Annotated in this window: 16 protein-coding genes; 8 read left to right on the forward strand and 8 right to left on the reverse strand. The window is 43.4% G+C overall.

What is annotated here, in order from left to right:
* Nucleotides 1–22 precede the first annotated feature (22 nt).
* From OCV11_RS08395 to OCV11_RS08415, 5 genes are all read right to left on the reverse strand, one after another.
* Nucleotides 23–1123 (reverse strand): hypothetical protein, encoded by a 1101-nt coding sequence (locus tag OCV11_RS08395; RefSeq protein WP_261892120.1) that lies wholly within the window; start codon nucleotides 1121–1123, stop codon nucleotides 23–25.
* Nucleotides 1123–5283 (reverse strand): hypothetical protein, encoded by a 4161-nt coding sequence (locus tag OCV11_RS08400; RefSeq protein ID WP_261892121.1) that lies wholly within the window; start codon nucleotides 5281–5283, stop codon nucleotides 1123–1125. Before OCV11_RS08400 ends, OCV11_RS08395 begins: the two co-directional genes overlap by 1 nt.
* Nucleotides 5273–5815, reverse strand: a complete 543-nt coding sequence (locus OCV11_RS08405) for a DUF4123 domain-containing protein (RefSeq protein ID WP_261892122.1) — start codon at nucleotides 5813–5815, stop codon at nucleotides 5273–5275. The genes OCV11_RS08400 and OCV11_RS08405 overlap by 11 nt, the downstream gene beginning before the upstream one ends.
* Nucleotides 5808–7925 (reverse strand): type VI secretion system Vgr family protein, encoded by a 2118-nt coding sequence (locus tag OCV11_RS08410; RefSeq protein ID WP_261892124.1) that lies wholly within the window; start codon nucleotides 7923–7925, stop codon nucleotides 5808–5810. Before OCV11_RS08410 ends, OCV11_RS08405 begins: the two co-directional genes overlap by 8 nt.
* A 143-nt stretch (nucleotides 7926–8068) precedes the next feature.
* Nucleotides 8069–8587, reverse strand: a complete 519-nt coding sequence (locus tag OCV11_RS08415; protein ID WP_261892126.1) for an Hcp family type VI secretion system effector — start codon at nucleotides 8585–8587, stop codon at nucleotides 8069–8071.
* A 264-nt stretch (nucleotides 8588–8851) separates the two neighbouring features.
* Between OCV11_RS08415 and OCV11_RS08420 the strand changes: the two genes are divergently transcribed.
* Entirely contained in the window at nucleotides 8852–10333 is a 1482-nt protein-coding gene (locus OCV11_RS08420; RefSeq protein WP_261892127.1) for a carboxypeptidase M32, read from the forward strand.
* A gap of 109 nt (nucleotides 10334–10442) precedes the next feature.
* Here the strand turns inward: OCV11_RS08420 and OCV11_RS08425 are convergent, their stop codons facing one another.
* Together OCV11_RS08425 and hrpA are read right to left on the reverse strand one after the other, a co-directional pair.
* On the reverse strand, nucleotides 10443–10919 hold the full coding sequence (locus tag OCV11_RS08425) for a porin family protein (RefSeq protein ID WP_261892128.1): 477 nt from the start codon (nucleotides 10917–10919) through the stop codon (nucleotides 10443–10445).
* A gap of 114 nt (nucleotides 10920–11033) precedes the next feature.
* Nucleotides 11034–14969: an ATP-dependent RNA helicase HrpA gene (gene hrpA / locus OCV11_RS08430; protein WP_261892130.1), complete on the reverse strand. Its 3936-nt coding sequence runs from the start codon at nucleotides 14967–14969 to the stop codon at nucleotides 11034–11036.
* Nucleotides 14970–15281: 312 nt separating this feature from the next.
* Between hrpA and OCV11_RS08435 the strand changes: the two genes are divergently transcribed.
* The 4 genes from OCV11_RS08435 to OCV11_RS08450 all read left to right on the forward strand — a co-directional run bounded on the left by OCV11_RS08435 (nucleotide 15282) and on the right by OCV11_RS08450 (nucleotide 18976).
* Nucleotides 15282–15875 (forward strand): FMN-dependent NADH-azoreductase, encoded by a 594-nt coding sequence (locus OCV11_RS08435; protein WP_261892131.1) that lies wholly within the window; start codon nucleotides 15282–15284, stop codon nucleotides 15873–15875.
* Nucleotides 15876–16074: 199 nt separating this feature from the next.
* The gene (locus tag OCV11_RS08440; protein ID WP_261896260.1) at nucleotides 16075–16431 is read left to right on the forward strand and encodes a VC1380 family protein; all 357 of its coding nucleotides are present in this window, start codon (nucleotides 16075–16077) and stop codon (nucleotides 16429–16431) included.
* A gap of 34 nt (nucleotides 16432–16465) precedes the next feature.
* The gene (locus OCV11_RS08445; RefSeq protein ID WP_261892133.1) at nucleotides 16466–18397 is read left to right on the forward strand and encodes an alkaline phosphatase D family protein; all 1932 of its coding nucleotides are present in this window, start codon (nucleotides 16466–16468) and stop codon (nucleotides 18395–18397) included.
* A 132-nt stretch (nucleotides 18398–18529) separates the two neighbouring features.
* On the forward strand, nucleotides 18530–18976 hold the full coding sequence (locus OCV11_RS08450; RefSeq protein ID WP_261892135.1) for a tellurite resistance TerB family protein: 447 nt from the start codon (nucleotides 18530–18532) through the stop codon (nucleotides 18974–18976).
* A gap of 230 nt (nucleotides 18977–19206) precedes the next feature.
* On the opposite strand, the gene OCV11_RS08455 is transcribed toward OCV11_RS08450, so the two are convergent.
* Nucleotides 19207–19737, reverse strand: coding sequence for a 3'-5' exonuclease (locus tag OCV11_RS08455; RefSeq protein WP_261892136.1), 531 nt, complete (start codon nucleotides 19735–19737; stop codon nucleotides 19207–19209).
* Nucleotides 19738–20076: 339 nt separating this feature from the next.
* Here OCV11_RS08455 and OCV11_RS08460 point away from each other — a divergent pair, with 339 nt between their 5' ends.
* The 3 genes from OCV11_RS08460 to OCV11_RS08470 all read left to right on the forward strand — a co-directional run bounded on the left by OCV11_RS08460 (nucleotide 20077) and on the right by OCV11_RS08470 (nucleotide 25522).
* Nucleotides 20077–20709: a DUF2760 domain-containing protein gene (locus tag OCV11_RS08460; RefSeq protein ID WP_261892138.1), complete on the forward strand. Its 633-nt coding sequence runs from the start codon at nucleotides 20077–20079 to the stop codon at nucleotides 20707–20709.
* The gene (locus tag OCV11_RS08465) at nucleotides 20709–22598 is read left to right on the forward strand and encodes an Hsp70 family protein (RefSeq protein WP_261892140.1); all 1890 of its coding nucleotides are present in this window, start codon (nucleotides 20709–20711) and stop codon (nucleotides 22596–22598) included. Before OCV11_RS08460 ends, OCV11_RS08465 begins: the two co-directional genes overlap by 1 nt.
* A gap of 110 nt (nucleotides 22599–22708) precedes the next feature.
* Entirely contained in the window at nucleotides 22709–25522 is a 2814-nt protein-coding gene (locus OCV11_RS08470) for an Hsp70 family protein (protein WP_261892141.1), read from the forward strand.
* The last annotated feature ends 9 nt before the right edge of the window (nucleotides 25523–25531 follow it).

Consider the following 25531-nt stretch of genomic DNA (forward strand, 5'->3'; position numbering starts at 1 on the left):
TGCTCCTTTTTACAAATTTTATCTATAATAATTTCTTTAGTTTTTTCCAAAAACTCTGCTCGTGAGTATCGTTATAGAGTTTTTCCCAAGAGCTTATATCTCCAAGATATCCGTGAGACCCCCAACCAGCGCCGTCATTAATCTCTATTGCTTTTTTATATAATGGTAAAGTGTATTTGCTAAATTGACTATCATCATAATCACTACGAATATAATCATATAACCGATCATCATTTGATAGATCGGAATTCCAATTTTTATATAGAATCATAGCATCGAACGCACCAATATTTCCTTTCTTAGCTAAATTATACATAAGCGTTTTTTGTTCTTTATCATTCAAACAAACTGGATAATTTCTTCTACTTTCATGAGTAAAACATTCTAAGTTAGGAACCGAACCTGCATACCAGGACTTTGCTTCTATTATTATATTTTTTGTGGATTTATAATAATATTCAGCATTTGACTTAGCTCCGGTTATTTTTTTTTCTTCTTGGCTTTTATAAAAATTATATAATTCATAACTGCACCTATAGCAACCCAAGCTGGTTCCTTCTTTAAGAATTTTTTCACCTTCAATAGATAACTCGTTACCATAGTTATCCTTGTAACCCCGGAATTTTGAGGTTTTAACAAAAGCTGAATAATACATATTTATAACTAGGGGATCTTTTCTCACCCAATCTAAATAAGCTTTTTTTAAAACATTTCGGTAACCATTTTCATCACATGCATTTTTATACTTATCCAAATCACAAACACGCTCTTCTCCATAGCTTTCCATTGCATAAGGATAGCCTTCTATACTTAGTTCTTTTATCATTTTCAATGCTGATGGAAACTTATATTGATATAAAATACTTAATGCATATAAGTATCTCATTTCAATATTATCTTTGTCTTCAATATATTTAGGGAAGTCTTTTAAGATTGAATCAGGAACCCCCTTACTAGTAAATAAATATATATCAAATCTAATCTGAGACAGCTCTTTTGGCGTTAATTTACTCGACCAAGCGGCTGAATTTAACTCAGGCAATCGATTTTCATCAGTATTGGCCAGACACAAATTACCAAATATCAAGCTTGATATAAAAATCATGATCGAAATAAATTTCATTATTTAATTTTCTCCATTAAATTTTCCATATCTACTTTATCCAAATAAGTTAGCGCATCGTTAAAAATTGATTTCACTTCGGATTCAATATCTTGTTCAATTTTTTGCTCTGCTTTCGAAATCTTTGAAATAATAATAATTAATTCCTTGAATAAAATATCTTTTATTTCATCCATTACTTTAGACGTTAGCTTATCTGTCGTATTCTTTAGTCTCTTTTGTAACTCCTCACGCCACTTTTTGTTATCTGTAATGAATTTCACAAATTCGTCTGACGTTTTTTCATATTCTTTAGGAAAAATCTCTTTTCTCGCCAGATGATAATAGCCAAAGTCTATCACATCTTGAACAGACACTTTCGCTCCGCTTACTTTCATCGTCACGTTATCATTTGATATTTCTATTGATTTAGCCGACTCATCATTTCGATAGTCACCTATATATACTGAGTACTTAATACCCCATTCAAACGTGTCTTTTTTTAGCTCATTACCCCAAAAATCATCCACATGATAATTAGAGATAAAACTAAATTCTTTTTCTCTATATCTCTTCACTGAGTAAAAATATTTTTCAAACCTATCATTCATTTCTTTTGCATTTTTCATTGTGTTTATTAACACAGGATCAAGAGTATTTATAATAGTTACTAAGTCTATAAATCTTTGCAAAAAACCCCTTATTTTCTCCCAGACAATTATTGGCATCACCTTATTACCATAATGGTTTGCCATCATCAATTTACCATCGGGATTAAACCTTGCAAAGCTTTCTTCTATTTGCCGATCTATTTCTTTATTATTTGAAATTTTTGATTCAGAATTAAACCAATATGTTAATAAATACATTACTGCTATTACACGATCATTTTCTTCCTTTAAAGTTAAAAGTACTTTATCAGTTTCTTCTTTAACTAATTTATCTTTCGCATCAATTTTAGCCATTAGTTTTTTATCAATGTATTTCGTCTCATTGACCAATGAATAAAGAAGCCGTCCCCGTGTTTCTGGTGGCAGGTGACTAAACCAGGCTTTATGCTGTCCTTGATTTTTTTTATTTCTCTCAAAAAAGCGTTTAATTTGAGTTGCTATTGTATCTGTATAAGTGTGAGAGATAAGCGCATTTTCACTTTTTATAGTTTCTTTGATGTCTAGTAATGCCAAGTTTGCTAAGTCTACACCCGTAACTAACGTCATGGTAATCAGAGTATTAAGCAATTTATAGCCACTTTGATCCGGTTCATTCTCATTTTCTGTGAAAATAGGTACACGGTGGAAGTCCTCTCTACCTAAGATATCCGTTAGTGTATTAACAATATCAACCAAATTTTCCGGATAGATAGCTACGGCGTAGCAAACTGTGCCACCAACACCATACGTTAAGCCTCCCTCGCATTCGATTATAAATTTTTTATTTATGTAACCAAATTTAAAATATCCCCGTAAGCCTACACCCACGCTTAATTCACCACGTGCACACAGTGAGCCAAGAACTTTCCAATCCTCATCTAAGTTACTGATTGGTGTCCTATCTTTGAATAGAGTCTCTCTTTGTTGTTGGTTTAATGTATCAAACCAATATTTATCTGTATTGCGATCTTTGGGCTTTGGTTTACACCATCTAACATCGCCACCAAAAGCTATTCCGGCTTTCGCTCCAGCGAAAAGGTCAAGCTGTCCTGTATAGGCTGGATTTCCAATGGTATTTGTTGTTGCGGGAATGACTGGCGCTAAAGCCAACCCCGAATCAACAGAATTGATTTCAAGTGACGCCGCCATAGCAAATCCAACACCAACACTGCCTTGAAAAGTCATATCGGTGTCGACACGCAAATCGCCCAAGTGGAAGTATTGATACTTGCTATCGTTATTAACAGAAGGAATTATCATTGATAATCCTTTTCTATCTGGCAGCATTTTTCGCGATTTTATGTAGCCAGCAAGTAAGTCAACACTCCCTTCTGAGTCCAAACTTATAAGCTGTGCTTGTTTTTGACTGATTGCATCTTTCAAATCTGCCAGACTTTCTGGATAAGTAGTATCAAATCGGAATCTATCTGCAGAAAACCTTAATAATTCAGCATGTGCTGTAACGGTATAATCGAGGTTATCGCCACCAGCCCATTGATAAGTGCCTTGTATTGCTGAGGTATAGTTGACAAATTTCTCGGTTGATTCATCAGGTATACCACTTGCATTAAGGTCTATCTCACCCTTTTTGTTTTTAATAGCCTGTTTTACTGCACTGCCGATTCCTTTGAGTAAATTGCTCTTAAGGTTATTCACTTCTGTTGCTGTCAACTTAGTCGGGTCTAAATCTACTTCAAGCAAATCTGCACTCTCTTTTACTTGAAGTTTCTTTATCTTATGACTTTTTAAAAGATTATCGATATCTGTCAATCTTGGACTCAGCATATAACGAGGTCTATTTTGCTCACTAGCTAGAAAATATTCTACGACATGTGTATCCGTTTCTTTCCACGCAAAATTATACTCATGTAAATTTATATCATCCGCTTTCCACAACACAGAATTTATGCTAATAAAAGAAGCATTTTTTATATAATCATTATTTGTCACACAGAATTTTAAATTTTCGGACTTTAGATTGCATTCACCTTGATACTTAAGATATGAAATCTGATATTCAATTGCTTTCAGGAAGTAAAACCCTTCACTCGCAAATCCTTCAACTGTAGCATTATTTCCCATAATGCCTTCAACAAACCCTTGTATATAGTTAGCGAGTTTAGCTTGCCAAAAGGAGTATAGATTCTGTAATTGATAAAATCCCATCGCGTCAATAAGGCTAGTACATTCGTCTAACAATTGATTATTTAATGTTTTATTATCAATATGAGAATTTTCGTATAATGGCTTTTGTGCAGATGGTAATGATGTAATAAATTCTTTAAATGACTTACCTTTAGCATGATCAAATACAATACTATTTAATGAAGTTTTATTTGTGATCTGAGCTCCCCAACTAAAAATTTTTTTCCTTGTGTTATCATTATACTCAGTTAATATTTCATTATATTTTTCAACTTGATTTTTATCCGAACCAAATATTTGTTCTTTAGTTAAAACTTGCTCTGGCAATACAAGACCTAACTTGTTCAATTTATAAAAGTAGTCATATAGATTTCCTGATATATAACTAACTTCATGAAGCTTTTTATTTTCTGGTATAGTTAAAACTGGAGCATTGTTTCCTAAACCTAACTCAATCATCCTAAATAGAAAATATTTAAAATCAGTTTCTACATTAACACTCTGATCTTCATAAAGATCTAAATATAATTTCGCTTCATCTGGTGATTTTTCATATATATTCAGAAATTTAGTTAATATTTGAAGATATGAGTTATATACATTCTCTATGTCCACTTCATCATTTTTCACAAATCTATATTTGCCAGTGATCGAACTCTTGTACCACGTATATCCATTTTCTTTAGCTGACTTTTTAGATTTCTCTTCAAATATTTCAATTTTTTCCAAAAAAAGATCTAGCATTTGTCGTTTATAATATGGCAATCGCTCTCTTGTAAAGCGAGACTGTCTAGGTACGCGATTAGCCTGAGCAACGTAGTGTTGCAATTCATCGATGCCCTTTCTAGCTTCAGCACCTTCAGTAATATCGGCAGCAGATAATCCTAACTTGTTTGCATATAGCTCTAAGTCACGATCATATAACTCTTTAACATCTTCAATTGTTGGACGTTTTTCAGTTGATTCGAAAACCTTAAAATAGGTTTTCATAAATTCATACATATAAACAAGCTGTGCGTACGTCTTTTTATCATTGATATCTTCTAGGAAAAACACACTAGATCGAGTTTTATAATTTTCTAAAATGCCCTTGGCATTGATTGCTTGTAATGCCGCGTTTTGTAAAGAATTGATCTGTTTCTTATCAAGATTATTTTCATAAAGCCCCAAAGCAAATTCTTTTACTTGATTATCTAAATCAGCAGCATCACTCGTTAACTGTTTTGCCAGATCACATGATATCAAATACCATGTTCTTCTTTGTGGTATGTACAAAACATCATTAAATGTTTTGTCTGTACAAATACTCTGACTGATACCATCATCTTCCACTTTAACTAACTCTACCTTATTGCTGTTAGTTAGGTCTTTCAATTCAATTGCCATAGCCATTATCCCGAGCACTGTATGCTTTTTTAAGCATTTCCCATTCAGGTTTATTTATTTTAAACCAAGCGACGTCTTTCTTATTTGTTAAAATGCTCATCTGAGCGTTATTTATTTCATTGTGAGTTTTATTAAAAAAATATTTTATAGATGAAATTGGTCCTAGCAGTAAATTTATCCGCTCTTGACCTATTTTGCTCAACCAGTTATGTAAATAAGCTGGTGTATAAAACCTTACTAGATATCCTTTTCCATCGGGACCTTTCATTAATATCAGGCTTTTAACATAACGTAAGAAATCTTGATCTTCTACTTGAGTGCAAAAAATAGGACAATCTGAGTAAATAGCTGGGAAATGCCCATCCAAACTTTTTACCTTTACCCAGACAGGAGATGCATCTAAAGCCTCTTCCAAAGCTGTTTCTTTATACCAATAATTGAACGGCAAATTTTCTAAACGCGCGTCTTTTTCTGCCTCTTTTGCCTTTTGCATATCAACAAGGAACCAATGATTTAAATAGACTTCACTCATTTTCTTCTGTTCCTTGGTCCTGATATCCGCATAAAGAACAACTTGTTTTTCCTCCGTCAGTTTCTTGTTTTAGACAAACACCAATAGCAATTAGGTTTTGTTTGACTGCTGCGATGATTGATTCCAATGGATTCGTGACTAGCTTACCAATATAACTGGTCACCTCCGGCGCCTCTAATCCTCCTGGTAACAAAGAAGCTAGTGCGCTGATTGCCGTACCACTCCCTGCGCTACCGCCAGAGTTGAGGTTAACGCCTGCGCCTGAAAGGTGAACGCCTGCAGGGTCGACTTTGACAAAGCTACCGCCGGCCGTCAGGGTGATTTCCGAGCCAGCTTCGATGACCACTTTTTGGCCTGCTTTAATGTGTATCTCTGTGGTGGATTGGTTTACCCACACCTTGCCTGCTTTAATATGCAGTTCACCATCTACGATCAAAGTACGGTTGCCTGTCACGCTAGTGCGGCTTTCGCCAGTCACTGTGGTATGACGGTCGTTGGTGATCTGCGTAAAGTGGTCGTTGTCGATGGTGAGATGTTTATCATGGTGAATCAAACGGTTGTGATCGTTCTCCACAATGCCATCATAATCTTTCTGTGCATGCAGGTAGATTTTTTGCTGTTCTGATTGATCCTCAAAACTCAGTTCATTGTAACCTTCGCCTTGATGGCTTTCGGTGCGGATCACAGTTTTTGTCTTGTTATCCGGCAATACATACGGCGGTATGTTGTTTGCGTTGTAGGTACCCCCCGTCACTATCGGCTGATCTGGGTCGCCATTAAGGAACGTCACGATCACTTCATGACCAATTCGGGGAATAGCAACCATACCGTATTGACTGCCCGCCCAACCTTGCGCAACACGCACCCAACAAGAGCTGAGTTCATCGCTGTTTGAATAGCGGTCCCATGGGAAATGGAGTTTGACTCGGCCATATTCATCACAGAAGATTTCTTCGCCGTCTGGCCCAACCACCACGGCAATCATAGGGCCATCCACTTGCGGTTTTGGTTGTGGTGTTGCCTGCCAAAGCTGCGTGCTTGGGATCAGTTCAAATTGGTTCGCATAAGTGGTTGCGCCACTGCCCGCCTCTTCTTCTAGAGCCTGCGGCTGTTTACCTTGGCAACTGAATGTCACTACTAAGTAGTCTTGGTTGAACTCTGCGTTAAGGTGCTCTTCCAAGCTAAACTGCATTGCACCTGCCAAGCCCATATGGTTACCTTTGCCGTGCCATGTTTTAGCTTCACGGCGCAGATAGGACAAACGAATGTCGTTATAGGCTTTACCGTTAATGTCATCTTTGAAACGCCCAGGAGCGTCAAAATGCTCATACTGGGTAAGTTGGTAATCTGCATCGGCCGCTTCTGCCGTCTGAGCAAAGCTGTAGGTTGTTTTTTTGAAGCTGTAGTCTTGAGAGGCAGCCGTTGTCACTTCAAATTGGCTGTTGGCAAACAGTTCGCTGATGTACTGTGTATCTGCAGCGCCACCAGCAATGGCGTTGTATGGAACGCTTTCACTGACAAAAGGAAAACTGTCTGTCTTATCGGTGAATAAGAGGGTGTGTTTACCCGTTTCGTGGGTAAAGCCATACACTAGCCCTTCTTGAGCGGCAATACGATGCAAAAAGGCCAAATCGGTTTCGCGGTACTGAACGCAAAATTCGCGCTGTGTGCACTCTCTTTCAACAGCAAAGGCAAAGTTAGTGATTTTCATCTCTTGCAATAACACAGAGATAATTTCAGGAACGGTCAGTTGTTGGAATATACGGCTGTTCTGACGCAGAGCAAGGCGCTCTAAGGAAGGAACCAAGGTTAATGAGTAAAAACTAAAATGATGACCAATATCACCCTGAGTAAAACTGCGTACGATACCATTCACTGTGCGCACCAGTTCTCCATCGCGATAGAGGGTTAACTCTGCACCTCGGTCTACGACCTGCTCAGCAGTGATATTCGATTGTCGACTTGCCAGTTCAATCATGTAGCGAAAACCATAGCAAGGCTCGCCATGAAATACGCTATCTGACACCGACTCATGGCCATCAAAGCCATGAACCACTAAGAGGTCGTCTTCTAAGCCATCAACTTGTATTTTGTAACTTAACGTCGCCATCCTGACCGTTCCTATAATATTTTTATATTTTATATATACGTCAAAACCTTAAGCACAAAACATCGACTCATTTTGGCGCTGATGCTCTGTGCTTAAGGTTTAATGTATCGCCCACCGAAGTGGGCGATAAAGCTGAAACGCGATTACGCTTCAACGGGTTTACGCCAGTCATCAGCACCTGATGTACCTGCGTTAACGTGATCCCAAGTGATCTTACGGTATGTCATAGACACAGTAAGGTTTTGAGTGAAATCAGATTTCGCTGGATCTTGACAGTGTGGCATTTCACATTCGATGTCGACGATAGACGCGTTTTCTAATTTAGTGGTAAAGAAGTTTTCTTGTTTACCTTCAATTGACGTACGGTACCATTTCAGTTCTACGCTTGTCATTTTCTCACCTGCCGCCAATGCGTTATACAGAAGAGGAACAGCTTTGTTTAAAGTTACTGTAAATTTGAAAGGTTTGTGTACACGTTGACCTGAAGGCTGACCTGATTGAGGGTCGGTTGGTACAGTGATGATGTGGTCAAATTGTTGAACCAACATTTCGTCTTCGTGACCTTCAACATATGAGTCACCAATTGAATCTGAAGTACATGCACCAGCAGTGATAAGACCTTGAGTTTGACCTTCAATTGAGATGTAACATGGAGTTGGCATTTTAAATTCCTTCTAACGTTGTTTGTAATAGCGCTTTGCGCTTGTTGTTATCTATAGAGCAAGGTCGATGCCAAAATTGGCATCTTTAAAATTCAATCACTTATATAAACTTAGTGCCAAATAAAGCAACAAACTGCCTGTCTCTGAGCAAAAACTTGCTCGACAGGCAAAGTTAAGCTCAATCAAACGCTTTGCTCGATGGAGTGTTGCTGAGCGATTTGCTACTATCGATGTTTCTTATCCTTTCTTTTATAGGTCAAGTCTATGAGTGCATTTGAAAAACTGGTTAAGCATTCCAAAAAAGTTTCCCATTTCCAGCATCTTTATTCTATCTCTAGCTGGGACCAAGCCTCAGTAATGCCCTCTGGTGGCGCAGAAGCCCGCGGTGAGGCGATGGCTGAACTCTCTGTTCATATCCATCAGTTGATGACTCAACCACAACTTGGCGACTGGTTTGATGCGGCTCAAAACGAATCACTTGACTCAACTCAGCAAGCTATTTTGCGTGAAATGAAACAGCAGTGGCAGCAAGCGACTGTTCTGCCTGACGAATTTGTCGAAGCCAAATCCCTTGCTGGTTCAAAATGTGAACACGCATGGCGTAAGCAGCGCACCGAAAACGACTGGGCAGGTTTTGCTGAAAACTGGAAAGAAGTCGTAGCGCTGTCTCAAGAAGAAGCGCAACGTCGCGCTGATGTCAGCGGCTTAACACCTTACGACGCCATGCTCAATCTGTATGAGCCGGGCACCACCAGCGCCTCACTGGATGGCGTATTTAACGACGTAAAATCTTGGCTGCCACAGATGATTGACCAAGCAATTGAAAAACAAGCTAGCGATATTGTGATTCAACCAACGGGAATCTATCCAGCGCAGACCCAAAAAGCGGTTGGCCAAGAAGTGATGAAGCTGCTGCAGTTTGATTTTAACCACGGCCGTCTTGACGAAAGTGTCCATCCATTCTGTGGTGGTGTGCCAACTGACGTGCGTATTACAACGCGTTACGATGAAAAAGAGTTTGTGCAATCCATCATGGGCATCGTACATGAAACAGGGCACGCTCGTTACGAACAAGGGCTACCACGAGCTTTAGCGGGCACGCGTGCCGGTGAAGCTCGCTCCATGGGTGTGCACGAATCTCAATCGCTATTTTTTGAAATGCAACTAGGTCGTAACCCACACTTTATTCAGCATCTTGCTGGTTTTACTGCAGGTCGCTTTGCCGATGCAACACCAGGGCTATTTTCGGTTGAAAACCTGCAAAAACTCTACACGCAAGTGAAGAAAGATTTCATACGTATTGACGCAGATGAGCTCACCTACCCTGCACACGTGATTTTGCGTTATGAGATTGAACGTGATTTGATGAACGGCAACATTTCTTATAAAGACGTTCCTGAGCTTTGGGACACCAAAATGCAAGCTTATCTCGGTATTTCAACTAAAGGAAATGACCGCCAAGGCTGCATGCAAGATATCCACTGGACCGATGGCAGTTTTGGTTACTTTCCAAGCTACACATTAGGCGCAATGTACGCGGCGCAGTTTATGGCCTCAATGCGTAAAACCATCAATGTCGATAGCGTGTTAGATAGCGGTGACTTGTCGCCTATCTTTGCTTGGTTATCTGAGAATATTTGGAGCAAAGGTAGCTTACTGACCACCAATGAAATTTTGACCGCAGCAACCGGTGAAACATTAAATCCGCAGTTCTTTAAACAGCATTTAGCAACACGTTATCTTTAAGCCGTTGAACACGATTGCCGATATGTCATCCGTAACAGCGTGAAATGAAGACAAAAAAATAGCCGATTAATATCGGCTATTTTTATCTAACGCTTTAAATCACGTCAGCTTATAGAAGGTTGATAGAAACTGTTAGCGAGTAAGTTTTCGCATTGTCACCATCAATAACGTAATTCATGAAGTTAGCACCGATAGACACTGGACCAAAAACTTCGTAGTCAGCGCCAACACCATACATAGTGTCGTAACCATCATCGCTGTCGCCATTACTGTATGACGCATCCCAACGATGCAAACCCGCTTTGCCGTAAACTTGCAGAGGGCCAAAGTTGATGCTTGGTTTTAACGCAACATAAGTGTCGTCAATTTTGGTATCGCCCATATGGTCGATATCTTGGAATTTGTTGTAACCAGCTTCAACACCAATAATAGGCAAAAGACCAGTCCCCACATGGACGTTGTAAGCTGTACCAGAATTGCCTTCTAGATCAACATTACCTACTGATGCGCCGCCGTAAATCCATGAATCGGCAAATGCGGTTGATGAAGCACCGATCAGTGCCAATGCTAATAACGTCTTTTTCATGATTAACCTTCTCTCAGTTGTACAACAAGGGAAAGAACCGGCCATCCCTTGCCGCAAGTAGCGCCAAATTATAGTGATATGTCAGTTAGATGCAAATACTATACCTGCTCTTTACTAACATTCATCAATCGCATTTTTCACTCGCTTATCCGAAACCGGATAAGGAGTGCCCAATTGCTGAGCAAAATAGCTCACACGCAGCTCTTCCAACATCCAGCGAATCTCTTTCACCTTATCTGGAATCGCCATTCCTTTAGGAATTTTGTTGAGCAACTCTTTGTAGTCATTCGCCACAGACTCAATTTTTAGCATGTGCAGACGATCTTTGTTCGGGTCGATCGGCAGCTTTTCCATCCGTCTTTCTATCGCTTTCATATAGCGTAGGATATCCGGTAAGCGTTTCCAACCACACTCGGTCGCAAAGCCTTTAAAAATGAGACCTTCGATCTGTGCTTTTACATCCGACAGAGCAAACGCCATAGTGAAATCGATTTTGCCCTTTAAGCGTTTGTTGATGTTGAACGCGGTCGTCAAAATGGTTTCCACTTGTTTAGCAATCTCTACCACAGTGTCACCGAGTTCTGCACGGACATACTCTTTCAACGCATCAAAAGATTCCGGTTGCCACGCCAAACCGCCGTGCTGCTCCACTAATTTATCCACGCCGCAGGCGATACAGTCATCAATCAAATCCAACACTTTACCGTAAGGGTTAAAGTACAGACCCAATTTCGACTTGTTTGGTAAGTTCGAGTGCAAGTATTTGATTGGCGATGGCACATTCAACAAAATCAAACGGCGTTGACCTTGACGCATGGCTTGAATCTGCTCTTGCTCCGTTTCAAAGAGCTTAATTTCGACACTGTCTTTATTGTCGACTAAGGCAGGATACGCACGCACTTCAAAGCCACTGCGTTTTTGTTGATACACTTGCGGCAATTCGCCAAATGACCAAGTATGCAGATCTTTCTGCTCGATATCGTCATCAGCAACTTTAGACAGAGTCTCTTGTACTTGCTCTTTTAAGCTCTCTTTGAGCGCGTAGAGGTCTTTGTTCTCTTTGATCTTACGCTGTTTATGGTCAGTAGCGCGGAAAGTCACTTTTAAGTGATCAGGCACTTGATCCAATTTCCAATCGTCACGCAAAATCTCGACACCACTCATGCGACGCAGCTCTTTCTCCATCGAGTCCAACAGTGGCAATTCCATTGGTGTGGCACGTGCTAAGAAGGCTTCGGCGTAGTTCGGCGCGGGTACAAAGTTTTTACGTAGCGTTTTTGGCAAAGACTTGATCAAACTCATCACCAATTCTTGGCGTAAACCAGGAATCTGCCAGTCAAACCCAGCAGGTTCAATTTGGTTAAGAATAGGCAGTGGAATATGAACGGTCACACCATCACTATCTTCACCCGGTTCAAATTGGTAGGTCAGTTTGAGTTTGATGCCATTTTGATACCAGAAGTTAGGGTAATCCAAATCCGTAATGTGGCTGGCATCCCCTTTTAACAACATCTCTTTTTCAAACGACAGTAAATCAGGCTGTTTTTGACTCGCCTTCTTCCACCACGTATCAAAGTGACGCCCAGAAACAACATCCGTGCCCACTCGTTGATCGTAGAATTGATACAGCTCTTCATCGTCGACCAAAATATCGCGGCGACGTGATTTATGTTCTAACTCTTCAACTTCGCTGAGCAAGGCACGGTTCTGTTTAAAGAACTCGTGTTTGTTGTCCCAATCGCCTTCAACCAAAGCACTGCGGATAAAAATCTCACGGCTCATCACCGGATCGATATTGCCGTAGTTGACCAAGCGTTTTGCCACAATGGGAATACCAAACAGCATCACTTTCTCGTAAGCCAACACCGCAGCGCGACTCTTCGACCAATGCGGTTCACTATGGCTACGCTTAATCAGATGTCCAGCGAGTGGTTCGATCCATTCTGGTTGGATTTTGGCAACGATTCGCGCCCACAGCTTAGAGGTTTCCACCAGTTCAGCCGACATCACCCACTTAGGCTGCTTTTTAAATAGGCCTGAAGCGGGGAAGATATTGAAGCGCGCGTTACGCGCCCCTTGGTAATCGTTCTTTTCCTGATCTTTAAGACCAATATGGGACAACAGCCCCGTTAAGATTGCGGTATGCACCCCTTGATAGCTGCCCGGTTCGCTGTTGCGTTTGAAATCCATCTCGCGCATGGCTTGATGCAATTGCAAATAGACATCTTGCCACTCACGAACACGTAAGTAGTTCAAGTAATCCAATTTACACTGACGGCGGAACTGGCTATTGCTCAACGCTTTTTGCTGCTCTTGGATGTATTCCCAAAGGTTAACAAAAGTTAAGAAATCAGACTCTTCGTGATGGAAACGACGATGCTTTTCATCAGACGCTTGCTGTTTATCACTTGGACGTTCACGCGGGTCTTGAATAGAAAGAGCGGATGCGATGATCAGCAGCTCTTTCAAACACCCTTGTTTTGGCGCTTCCAACACCATACGCGCTAAGCGTGGGTCAATCGGCAAGTTAGCTAACTGGCGTCCCATCGGAGTCAGTACTTTGACTGTGCTACCCGCTTTGGCTTTCTCATCAATCGCACCGAGCTCTTCAAGCAAACGCACGCCATCTTGGATGTTGCGTTTGTCCGGCGCTTCAACAAATGGGAATGCTTCGATATCACCTAGCCCTAGCGAGGTCATTTGCAAAATAACCGATGCCAAGTTGGTACGAAGAATTTCTGGATCGGTAAATTCTGGACGTGAATTGAAGTCTTCTTCGGAATAAAGACGAATACAGATACCCGCTTCTACACGACCACAACGACCTTTACGCTGGTTAGCGCTCGCCTGAGAAATGGCTTCAATAGGCAAACGTTGAACTTTGGTTCGGTAGCTATAGCGGCTAATACGAGCAGTACCTGGATCAATAACGTATTTAATACCCGGAACGGTTAGCGATGTTTCAGCCACGTTGGTAGAAAGGACAATACGACGGCCAGCATGGGGTTGGAAAATCTTATTCTGCTCACCAGCGGATAAACGGGCATAAAGCGGTACAATTTCCGTGTCACGTAATTTAAGCTTGGTCAACGCATCCGCGGTATCGCGAATTTCTCGTTCACCACTCATGAACACCAAAATATCGCCCAAGCCCTCATCGCACAGCTCTTCAACCGCTTGAATGATGCCTTCGATTTGATCGTGATCGCTCTCCGACTCTTCCGTACCACCCAGTGGGCGATAACGTGTTTCAACCGGATAAGTACGGCCTGATACTTCAATAATAGGCGCATTATTAAAGTGTTTAGAAAAACGTTCAGGGTCAATCGTTGCCGACGTGATGATCACTTTGAGATCCGGACGACGTGGCAGAAGCTCTTTTAAATAACCCAAGATAAAGTCGATGTTGAGACTGCGCTCGTGCGCTTCATCGATAATGATGGTGTCGTATTGGTTGAGGTAACGGTCGTTTTGAATTTCCGCCAGTAAGATACCGTCGGTCATCAGCTTGACTTGAGTTTGATCCGAAATCTGGTCACTAAAGCGGACTTTATAACCGACAAAATCCCCAATCGTGGTTTCCATCTCTTCAGCAATACGACTTGCCACCGAACGCGCAGCCAATCGACGTGGCTGTGTATGACCAATTAAGCCATATTTACCACGTCCTAATTCCACACAAATCTTCGGTAACTGCGTTGTTTTACCTGAGCCAGTTTCACCAGCCACGATCACCACTTGGTGAGATTCTATCGCTTTGGCGATATCCTCTTTTTTCTGGCTGACGGGCAGAAATTCAGGATAATCAATCTTAACTTGACGCTCCTGACGCTGCTGCACGACGAGCATAGACTGCGCAATATCCAGAGCGATTTCGTCAAACACAGCATGGCGAGCTTTATCATTTTTGATTTTACTGGCTCCGCTGATGCGTTTGTTTAGGCGAAAACGGTCTTTAATCAAACATTGGTTTAATGCTTTTTTCAGTGCGCCTGCACTGTTTTCCTGCGCTTTGGCAGGATTGCCTGAGTTGACCTGAGATTGAGTCAAAGCGTTTCCTATTGTTTCTTGTCTTAAAAATTCTGCGCGGATTGTAACACAGACTGAAACGAGCAGAACAACCCTCTCCAAGTTCACAGCCATTCAGCAACATTAAAATTTGTTCCCATGGAGAAAATTTGCCCAAATTTCCTTCATTTTATCCACGGGTTAACCGCTTTCTTACTAAAGAGACAAAGTTGTTCGTGTTCGTTCGATATTTTCGAACAAGTTAAGCAATTTTCCCTACTTAAGCTGCTGCTAACAGACCGCTAATATGACCACATCGAACAAGACCCCATTCAATGGATAAGGAAACTCTCTATGTCTCGCGTACTTGCACTTAAATCAAGCATTCTTGGTGAATACTCTCAATCAAGCAAACTTCTTGGCGAATACATCGCTAAATTTGACCAAGACCAACTGACTCTGCGTGATTTGGCTGCAAATCCAGTGCCTGTTCTAGATGGTTCTGTTATCGGTGCTTTCGGTGCAGCAGCAACAGGTGAATTGACTGCAGACCAACAAGCGGTTGTTGATCTTTCTAACACCCTGATTGAAGAGCTAAAAGCGGCTGACACTATCGTGATTGCAGCGCCTATGTACAACTTCACTATCCCAACTCAATTGAAAAACTGGTTCGACCTAATTTGTCGTGCTGGCATCACTTTCAAATACACTGAAAGCGGCGTTCAAGGTCTAATCGAAGGTAAAAAAGCAGTTGTTATCACAACTCGCGGTGGCATTCACAAAGATGCACCACAAGACATCGTCTCTTCTTACCTAAAAACCATCCTAGGTTTCATCGGTGTGACTGACGTTGAATTTGCATACGCAGAAGCCCTAAACATGGGTGATGAATACAAAGAGAAAGGCCTAGATTCAGCTAAACAACAACTTAGCTCAATCACTCTATAATCAGCCTAATTACTAAGCTCAACACGCTTTATATTTAAGAGTCATCTTCGGATGGCTCTTTTTTTGTTTACGTTTTAGCCACCTTACCTATTTTGTCGAATTTATTACCCAAAGTTTGCTCAATTAAACGTTTAGAGCTTATGTTTATTGAGTAATAGTCGATACAATGTCTCTTCTCTTGTTAAGTAAGCCAGATAATGTGAAAGCCTCTGAACTCAAAATGATTTTAAATACCATTCCTTCTGATCAAGACCCTGAATTAGTCACGGGAGAATGGTGGCTGCCTGAACAACTAGTCAATGCAACCCCGCATGATGAGTTTGTCTTTCTCGATTTTGATAATGCCCCAGAAGAAGAGCAAGGTGACGAAGAAGGTCGTGGATTTGTCGAACATGAGATAGAACTTATCAGGCAACAAATTACGCAAATATTACATGAAGATAGCGGACAACAAGCCAAAACTGAGGCACTATTAGCACTGATGATTGTCGCTCATGAGCGCTCTAGCTCAGAGTTTATTGAAATGCTTGGTGCTGTTCTAGATGAAGAAGATTAGGTATTGCTAGAACCTAGCCGCTAGGGAGGAACTGTTGTCGCCAAAGACTACTCTATCCACTCCGTTTCTATTAGCGGGTCCGATTGTCCGAAAATGTACTGCAAAACAGGTCGCCATCTGGTTGGCGACGTCCAAACCACTTCAAGGTCAATGTCGTTGGTGGAATAGCCAAACGGGCGAGACCATGACGCTGGATCTCACCACCGTCACTCAATATCAAGTGGGTACGCACGCTTGGGTGGTACTTATCGAGTTAAATGGCGATTTCGCTACGGGTTTCTACCACTACCAAATTTCAACTCAATATGGTGATTTAGTTGAGTTATACCCAGAGCTTAAATTAGGTGATGAATCAGCCCTCACCGTCCACCTCTCTGGTGAAGCAAACTATGTCATGCATGGGTCTTGTCGCAATCCAGGCGATCCCTGTAAAGATGCGTTAGCGGCGGCAGCGCGTAAAGTCGCCCATCAATCGATCGCAGAGCGCCCTCATTTACTGATGATGAGTGGTGACCAAATCTACGCTGACCATGTCGCAGGACCTCTATTGGCAGCTATCCACCGTGTGATTGATACGCTTGGCCTCTATCAAGAAGAATTTACTCAAGCCCCAGTCAGTAATAGTGCAGAGCTTTATGCCAGCGCACATTGTTACTACGGTCGGCAAGCGCTATTACCCCACTTTGATACGTCACAAACGCCTTTACGGCGCTCTTTCTTGTATCGCACTTTGTTTGGTCAGAAAAAAGAGGTGGCGGTGTTTACCTCCACCGATGCCGATAACCATTTAATCAGCTTTGCCGAATTTGTGGCGATGTATTTATTAGTCTGGTCGCCAACTCTGTGGCAAGAATGGCAGTTACTTGATGCGGTAAAGGATTGTCCTACAGAGCAAAACGCCCAGCGTGCTCGCTGGGAAACAGAATGGCAACACATTCATGATTTTGTAGAAGGCTTACATCCGGTACAAGCCATGTTAGCTCATCTTCCCACCTACATGATGTTTGACGACCATGACGTCACCGATGATTGGAACCTCACGGTCGGTTGGGAATACGCCGCAACCACGCAGCCTTTTGCGCGGCGCATTATCGGTAACGCCCTACTCACTTACTGGCTATTCCAAGGTTGGGGCAATGAGCCAAACCGTTTTGATGCGGGCTTTCATCAACACATGGCCCATTTTTGCTCTAGCCCCACGACCGAACATCACAATAGGCTGATTGATTCGCTCTACCAGTTTGAACAGTGGCACTACACCACTGAAACCACACCGAAAATGATTGTGCTGGATACCCGTACGCAGCGCTGGCGCTCAGAATCAAACATGAATAAGCCTTCAGGATTGATGGATTGGGAAGCCTTGATGGAATTTCAGCAAGCGATACTCAATCAAGACAAAGTATTGATCGTTTCCCCTGCGCCTATCTTTGGTGTGAAATTTATTGAAGCGCTGCAACGTGTGATGACCTGGCTGGGCAAACCGTTAATGGTCGATGCAGAAAACTGGATGGCCCATCCTGGTAGTGCCAATACCCTACTGAGCATCTTCACCCACAGCCGCACACCGACAAATTTTGTGATTTTATCCGGTGATGTTCATTACTCATTTGCTTACGATATTCAGTTGCGCTCGCGTAAATCGAGTCCAAATATCTTCCAAATCACCTGCAGTGGCTTTAAGAATCAATTCCCAGAACCACTGCTAACTTGGTGTGATTATGCTGATGGGCTTTTGTATGGACCACGCTCGCCACTTAACTGGTTTACCAAACGTAAACGGCTCAAAATCCGTAAACGTCATCCGCAAGGGAAGCATCTACGCCATTTGGTCAATCACGCGGCCATTGGCGAACTGACACTGCATCCTGACGGCACACCCAATATGGTGGCCATTTTAACCAGCGAGGGTAAAGAGGTGATGTTTCCGGCCACAAAAGCAGCGCATCCGTCAGAATCGAGTTAAAAAGTTGACATTGGCGTTGCAAAATGGCGCTGCGACCACTATTTAACACTTATTAGGTTGAGATTCCGAGTCGAACACAAAGAAGGTTCAACCCAAAACCATTTTAACCAAGGACAACAAGGGTATCGTTTTATGTTTAACGCCTTACATTCTCTCTTCAAACAACTGCTGGAGGGAACCGATCTTAGCCAACAAACACAAAACCCCAATTTTGCCATCGCCTGCTTGCTGGCCGAAGTCGCTGGTGCAGACCACGATATCAGTGACCAAGAACACCAAGCGAAACAAGCCCTGTTACAAAAGTTGCTAAGCATCAATGAGCAGCAAGCACGTGAGCTGATCGTCGAGGCTGATGAACGGATTAAACATGCTGCTTCTTTATATGAATTCACCACCCAGCTTCGTGAATTATCCCAAAGTGCCCGTTTTGATTTGATCAAAGCAATGTGGGAAGTGGCTTTGGCTGACGGAGAAATTGACCCGTTAGAAGACGCCGTTATTCGTAAAGCCGCAGAGCTTCTGTACGTGGACCACGGTGAGTTTATTCGTGCCAAATTGATGGTGACCGAGAAACGCTAACTGGGCTTAAGCAAGCACGTCGTTGTGAGCAGAACATCGAGATAAAAAAAAGCGAAAGCGCATGATCAGTGCACTTTCGCTAAAGCCAGTAAATGGGATCTTATTATAATGTCACTCTGACGAGATGCGTTTACGGTAACGATTAACTGTGTCGTTTTGATTAACATCTCAAGTCAATTTGGTGACAAATCCGACTGTTGGCTTTTGCTGACCGCCAAATAGCACTGCGCTTACAATATTTTCAGCGCGAGCTTAGCGAGGTTGTGGGCATCGACATAAGCACTGTGCTGACGTCCCTCCCACTCAATACCGACGTGTTCTTGAGCTGCGCGATGGCCAATCCGCTTTTCTTTCAAACGATGTTGAATGCGATACAAAGTTGCCAAATTGATAAACTCTTTAAATGGCATATCAATGCCTTTAGCGCGGCACTCTTTGGCCAAAATCAGATCATCGCGACCCCAACTTGCATAAATCTTTTTTGAGCCACCAAAATTTTTAATCATGGATTGAATGACATCCGCCAGTGGTCGACCTTGTTTTTCAATTTTTCGCGGGGTAATTCCGGTCAGTTCAACGCAAAACATCGAGATTTCATCCTGTTCAGGTTTCACGTAATACTGCGCACGTTTCACGATTTCGCCTTTGCCTAAATCGATCTCGGCCAAACCTACTTCAATGATCTCTCCCGTGGTACCCACTCCGTTTTCATTCCAACAGCACATTTCCAAATCGAAGCATACAACACGGTTATGGTTCATCGGTGAATCCATCCCTTACTACATTGATTAAAAACACGATATGTTACCTGAGACGAGCCTAATCGCCAACGTTGAGATGGCTCGAATCTGCGATTGTGCGGCTTTGATGCCTAGTAAATACTCAATTGTGAGCGCCAGGATTGAGTTTTGTGCGCCAGAGTGAGTCATTAATGCTTAAAAGATACCCTATCAACCGGATTTCGTCAGGTTCTCGTGAATTTATCCACTTCATTTCACGGGATTATGGTAATATCGACGCAATTCTATGTGTAATTTAATTCTATCAAGACCAGTCGTGATGACACGGCGGCCAGAAAGAGATCTTTTAGAGAATTCCAAATGACCTTCGATTTAAATACCATCCCAGCTACCTTTGACATGCTCCACGCAGGGCTTGCAGCCTCTACTGTGGCTATGTTTATCTTCGCTTTGACCCGTAAAGGCAAAGTGGTCGAGAAAGTCATCGAAAAGCCAGTGGAAAAGATTGTTGAAGTTGAAAAGCCAATCGAAAAAATCGTTGAAGTAGAAAAAGTCGTTGAAGTTGAGAAAGTGGTAGAAAAAGTGGTTGAGGTTGAATCTAAACTCGCTACTGCACCTACCGATTCAGCACTGCAATTGCTTGCGCTGTTCCAACAAGATGCAAGACTTATCGACTTTCTGCAAGAAGACGTGAATCAATTTAGCGATGAAGAAGTGGGCGCTGCTGCTCGCGTTATTCACGCTGGTGGTAAAAAAGTCCTTAACGATTACTTTACCCTAAGCCCAATTCGCAGCGAAGACGAAGAGTCACGTATCACGATTGAAGCCGGCTTTGATCCACAAGCGATTCGTCTAACGGGTAATGTTACCGGTCAAGCGCCATTTAATGGTGTACTGATCCATAAAGGTTGGAAAGCCGATTCAGTCACCCTGCCTAAACTGGCTGAACAGTACGATGCGTCTATCGTGGCTCCAGCAGAGGTAGAGCTGTAATGGATCAACAAGCAAAATTCAGTGTCGGTATCGACCTTGGTACCACACATTGTGTCCTTTCCTATCTCGATCTTGAGCAAGAAGCAGCGACCGTTGAGGTCATGAGCATTGCTCAGATGAGTGCACCTGGCACAGTGGAAAGCTACACCCAATTGGGTTCGTTTTTATACCAACCCCATGAACATGAGATGTCGCCAAGTTCGCGTCGCCTGCCTTGGACCGATCAACCCACCGCTCTTGTCGGTGCGATTGCACGTAACTTAGGTGCCAAAACCCCCATTCGTTTGGTATCGAGCGCCAAATCTTGGTTATGCCACGGTGGTGTCAATCGTCGCCAAGCCTTTTTGCCTGCAGGCAGTCCGGAAGATGTCGAAAAAGTATCGCCAATTCGCGCTACTGAACTTTATTTAGATCATCTGCAACAAGCATGGAATCATCAACACCCAGAAGCGCCTTTAGCTGAGCAAGATGTCACAATTACCGTTCCTGCTTCATTTGATCCCGCAGCGCGCGATCTCACTGCTGAAGCGGCTTACAATATTGGCTTAACCAATATTACTTTGCTTGAAGAACCTCAAGCAGCGCTTTATCACTGGATCGATCACACCCACGATGCGTGGCGTGAACAGGTGAATGTCGGTGATGTGGTATTGGTGATCGATATTGGTGGTGGTACAACCGACTTATCTTTAGTTGAAGTGACTGAAGAAGAAGGTAACTTAGTACTCAACCGTATCGCCGTCGGTGAACATATCCTGCTCGGCGGTGACAACATGGATCTTGCCCTTGCCTACCGCCTAAAAATGAAGCTGGCGCAAGAAGGTAAAGAGCTGCAACCATGGCAAATTCAAGCCATGTCTCATGCTTGTCGTGATGCAAAAGAGACTCTACTCAGTGCTCGCGATGTGCAATCCGTGCCTATCGTAGTACCAAGTCGTGGTTCAAAACTGCTTGGCGCAACGCTAAAAACAGAGCTGACTCGCCAAGAAGTGGAACAGACTTTAGTTGACGGTTTCTTCCCACAGATTGCTGTGACCGATCATCCGATGCAGAAACCACGTGGTGCGTTAACCCAAATGGGTCTTCCGTACGCTCAAGACGCAGGTATTACCCGTCACATTGCTGCGTTTTTAACCAAACAAGCTAACGCTCAAGGTCAGCAAGCACAAGAGAGCATGCCGTTTAATATTCCGGGTATGCCAGTCGCTCCTGCTGAATTTATTAAGCCAAACAAAATCTTGCTTAATGGCGGTGTACTGAAATCTGAACTGCTGTCTGAACGTTTGCTTAATACCATCAACCAGTGGCTGACCTCAGCGCAAGCAGCACCTGCAATTTTGCTTGAAGGATCAGACCTTGATCTTTCCGTTGCGTGTGGCGCCGCCTACTACGGCGCAGTGCGTAAAGGTGAAGGGGTTCGTATCCGTGGTGGTATTGCGAATGCGTATTACGTTGGAATTGAAAGTGCGATGCCTGCCATTCCGGGTATGCCAGTACCGATGGAAGCGTTATGTGTTGCCCCATTTGGTATGGAAGAAGGCACCGAATGCAACGTTCCAAGTCAGCAATTTGGTTTGGTCATTGGTCAACCGGTACACTTCCAGTTCTACGGTTCAACCGTTCGCCGCGATGACCTAGCCGGTACGCATCTCGATTACTGGACACCACAAGAGCTTGAAGAGTTACCTGAAATTCAAGTCACTCTTCCAGTCAGTGAAGGTCGCCGTGAAGGTGAAGTGGTTCCAGTGACATTGCAATCACGTGTTACCGAACTAGGCACATTACAGCTGCATGCCATCGCAGCAGACAACGGCCAACGTTGGCATGTTGAATTTGATGTACGTGACCATCACTCAGAACTCGATGAGTCCGCGACGATCAGCGAATAATCATCGCCATGTTAACGGCGCCTTTTAGGCGCCGTTTGTTTAGTTATAATTCCCTAATGATATTGCAAGCAGCTCAACTCTCTCGCTTGCCTAACCCTGATGAGGTCTTCATGCCAAAACCCCGTTATCTTGTCGGCATTGACTTAGGAACCACGAACACTGTTGTCGCTTTCTGCGAACTTTCTGAACCTCTCGACCAACAGCCAATCGAACTGTTTGCTATTGACCAATTAAAAGGTCCCGGCGAAGTGGTACGTAAACCATTGCTGCCCTCTTTTCGCTATCATCCGGCGCAAGCTCAGTTTTCTGCTGCAGATATGACACTTCCTTGGGAAAATCATCTGGTGGCAGGCGATATTCCCAACGCCATTATTGGCGAATGGGCGCGAGAATTAGGGGCACGTAGCGAAGGACGCCAAGTCTCCAGTGCGAAAAGCTGGTTATCTCACACTGGTGTTGACCGCACTCAAGAGATCCTCCCTTGGGCTGGCGCGCAAGACGTCGACAAAGTGTCGCCAATTATTGCCAGCGCCAGTTATCTTAATCACATTCGTCAATCATGGAATCATCGCCATCCAAGTCACCCACTGGAAGAGCAGGATGTCGTGGTCACAGTCCCTGCGTCATTTGATGAATCGGCGCGTAAATACACCTTAGAAGCAGCAGCACTAGCTGGTCTTAGCAACATCGCGCTATTAGAAGAGCCACAAGCGGTCTGTTACGATTGGTATGCACGTCATAAAGAAAGCGCTGCCCATGAGCTGGCGGATATTCCGCTTATTTTGGTCTGTGATATTGGTGGTGGGACTACCGATTTAAGTTTGATTAGTGCGACAAGTAAAGACCAACAATTAGCGCTCAATCGTATCGGTGTCGGCGATCACTTGATGCTTGGCGGAGACAACCTAGATCTCGCATTAGCTCATTTGGCAGAAAGCCGGTTTAAAGGCAGCAATTCGCTCAATGCCACGGCGCTCACCAAACTGATTCAACAAACACGCCAAGCTAAAGAGCAGCTGCTTTCCAGCCAAGCGCCCGAAGAGGTCAAAATTACCTTACTCGGCAGTGGCTCGAAACTGTTAGGCGGCACGCGCAGCGTCGCCATCACCAAGCAAGAAGTACATCAAATTGCCTTGGAAGGATTCTTCCCTCTTAGCCGTTTAACTGATATTCCCGATCAACGTCGCAGCGCCGTTGTCGAATTCGGTTTGCCATACGTTGCCGATCCGGCTGTCAGTAAACATGTCGCGCAATTTTTGTTTCAACACCAAGCCATTGCCCGTCAAGCGGCCGGTCAACAAGGTGACGCGCCTTGCGTTCCGGTAGGCTTACTGCTCAATGGTGGTGCGTTTAATAGTGACCTTATCACCCAGCGGGTCTGCCAATTATTGGAAAATTGGCGCGGTGCACCGATTACCTTGCTCGATAACCCACATCCCGATTGGTCTGTCGCTTTAGGCGCTGTCGCTTATGGCAAAGCTCGCCGGGGCGCACAACTGAAAATTGGTGGTGGTTCACCTCGTTCCTATTTCTTGCATTTACCAGAGAAAAATAAGCGCTCTAAAGCGCTTTGTCTGCTCGCCAAAGGGACAGAAGAGGGTCAAGAGATTCGCCTCAGTAGTCGGCGCTTTTCACTGACATTAGGTGAGCCGGTACGTTTTATGCTGCTGACCTCCCCTTACGATGAAATCGCCCCAGGGACGACCATTCGTAATGGTCAGTTAAGTGAAATTGAAGCTGAGAAATTTGCAGCGCTGCCACCTTATGTCACCACCTTATCTGGAAATGACAATGTGGAACTGGCGGCCAACCAAAAGCAACGTGTCGAAGTGATGTTGGCAAGTCAACTGACTGAAGTCGGCACACTGAAACTCGAATGCGTCAATTGCAACGATGAAAGCCAGCGCTGGACATTAGAGTTTGACGTGCGCGCGCAAACACAAAGCGCCGACAATAACCAAGAGACAACCACGGTCGCAAAATCGCTCTCTGATTCTCTGGAGCTCATCAGTAAAGCCTACAGTGGTAATAAAAACAGCGCTGAATCGGATACGATCAAAACGCTGACTAAATCCCTAGAGAAAAAGCTCGGCAAACGCGAACAGTGGGATTTTGCGACCTTAAGACAGCTTTATGATGGGTTCGCATTGGGTAAAAAACGCCGTCGCCGCTCGGTTCAGCACGAACAGACTTGGTTGCGTTTAGCGGGCTACGCTTTGCGTCCCGGCTTTGGTGCGCCAACCGATGCATGGCGAATGGAACAGCTCTGGCCGATTTATCAGCAAGGGATTCAATTCTCTAGTCATGCCACTTGGAGTGATTGGTGGACTTTTTGGCGCCGAGTCAGTGGTGGTTTAGATCAGGATCAGCAAGAGACGATTTTGGCAGATATCGCCAAATATTTGCATCCGGGTTCAGCACGAGCGACCAAAAACCAACAAGAATCACAAGATCGTGGCTATGAGGCCATGGTGCGTTTAGCTGCCTCATTAGAGCACCTTCATGCCGAAGATAAGGTACTGCTAGCAACGTGGTTTTTGAAAAAAGCCACCAGCCAAACCGACTTTGTTCCAGCACACTGGTGGGCTTTAGGCCGTTTGGCCTCACGCGTTCCTTTTTACGGCAGCGCTCATAATGTGATTGCACGAGAACAGATTCAGCAATGGCTGCCTAAGCTACTGGAACAGGATTGGAATGAACAGCCGATGGCAGGTTTTGCCACTATGATGATGAGCCGTAAAACCGGTGACCGTACTCGTGATATTAGTGACGATTTACGTGTGTTGGTCGCAGATAAGCTGCGTAGCAGCAAAGTGCCTGACTCGTGGTTAGAGTTGGTACAGGAAGTAAAACAGCTTTCAGAAAGCGAATCACAACGCGCCTTTGGTGATGCTCTACCAAGTGGACTGGTGTTACTGAATTAGTTATACCAA

This window comes from Vibrio porteresiae DSM 19223 (assembly GCF_024347055.1).
GTDB lineage: Bacteria > Pseudomonadota > Gammaproteobacteria > Enterobacterales > Vibrionaceae > Vibrio > Vibrio porteresiae.

Coding starts and splice junctions, on each gene's coding strand:
- OCV11_RS08395 (WP_261892120.1), bottom strand. CDS start 1,123: ATGAAATTTATTTCGATCATGATTTTTATATCAAGCTTGATATTTGGT.
- OCV11_RS08400 (WP_261892121.1), bottom strand. CDS start 5,283: ATGGCAATTGAATTGAAAGACCTAACTAACAGCAATAAGGTAGAGTTA.
- OCV11_RS08405 (WP_261892122.1), bottom strand. CDS start 5,815: ATGAGTGAAGTCTATTTAAATCATTGGTTCCTTGTTGATATGCAAAAG.
- OCV11_RS08410 (WP_261892124.1), bottom strand. CDS start 7,925: ATGGCGACGTTAAGTTACAAAATACAAGTTGATGGCTTAGAAGACGAC.
- OCV11_RS08415 (WP_261892126.1), bottom strand. CDS start 8,587: ATGCCAACTCCATGTTACATCTCAATTGAAGGTCAAACTCAAGGTCTT.
- OCV11_RS08420 (WP_261892127.1), top strand. CDS start 8,852: ATGAGTGCATTTGAAAAACTGGTTAAGCATTCCAAAAAAGTTTCCCAT.
- OCV11_RS08425 (WP_261892128.1), bottom strand. CDS start 10,919: ATGAAAAAGACGTTATTAGCATTGGCACTGATCGGTGCTTCATCAACC.
- OCV11_RS08435 (WP_261892131.1), top strand. CDS start 15,282: ATGTCTCGCGTACTTGCACTTAAATCAAGCATTCTTGGTGAATACTCT.
- OCV11_RS08450 (WP_261892135.1), top strand. CDS start 18,530: ATGTTTAACGCCTTACATTCTCTCTTCAAACAACTGCTGGAGGGAACC.
- OCV11_RS08455 (WP_261892136.1), bottom strand. CDS start 19,737: ATGAACCATAACCGTGTTGTATGCTTCGATTTGGAAATGTGCTGTTGG.
- OCV11_RS08460 (WP_261892138.1), top strand. CDS start 20,077: ATGACCTTCGATTTAAATACCATCCCAGCTACCTTTGACATGCTCCAC.
- OCV11_RS08465 (WP_261892140.1), top strand. CDS start 20,709: ATGGATCAACAAGCAAAATTCAGTGTCGGTATCGACCTTGGTACCACA.
- OCV11_RS08470 (WP_261892141.1), top strand. CDS start 22,709: ATGCCAAAACCCCGTTATCTTGTCGGCATTGACTTAGGAACCACGAAC.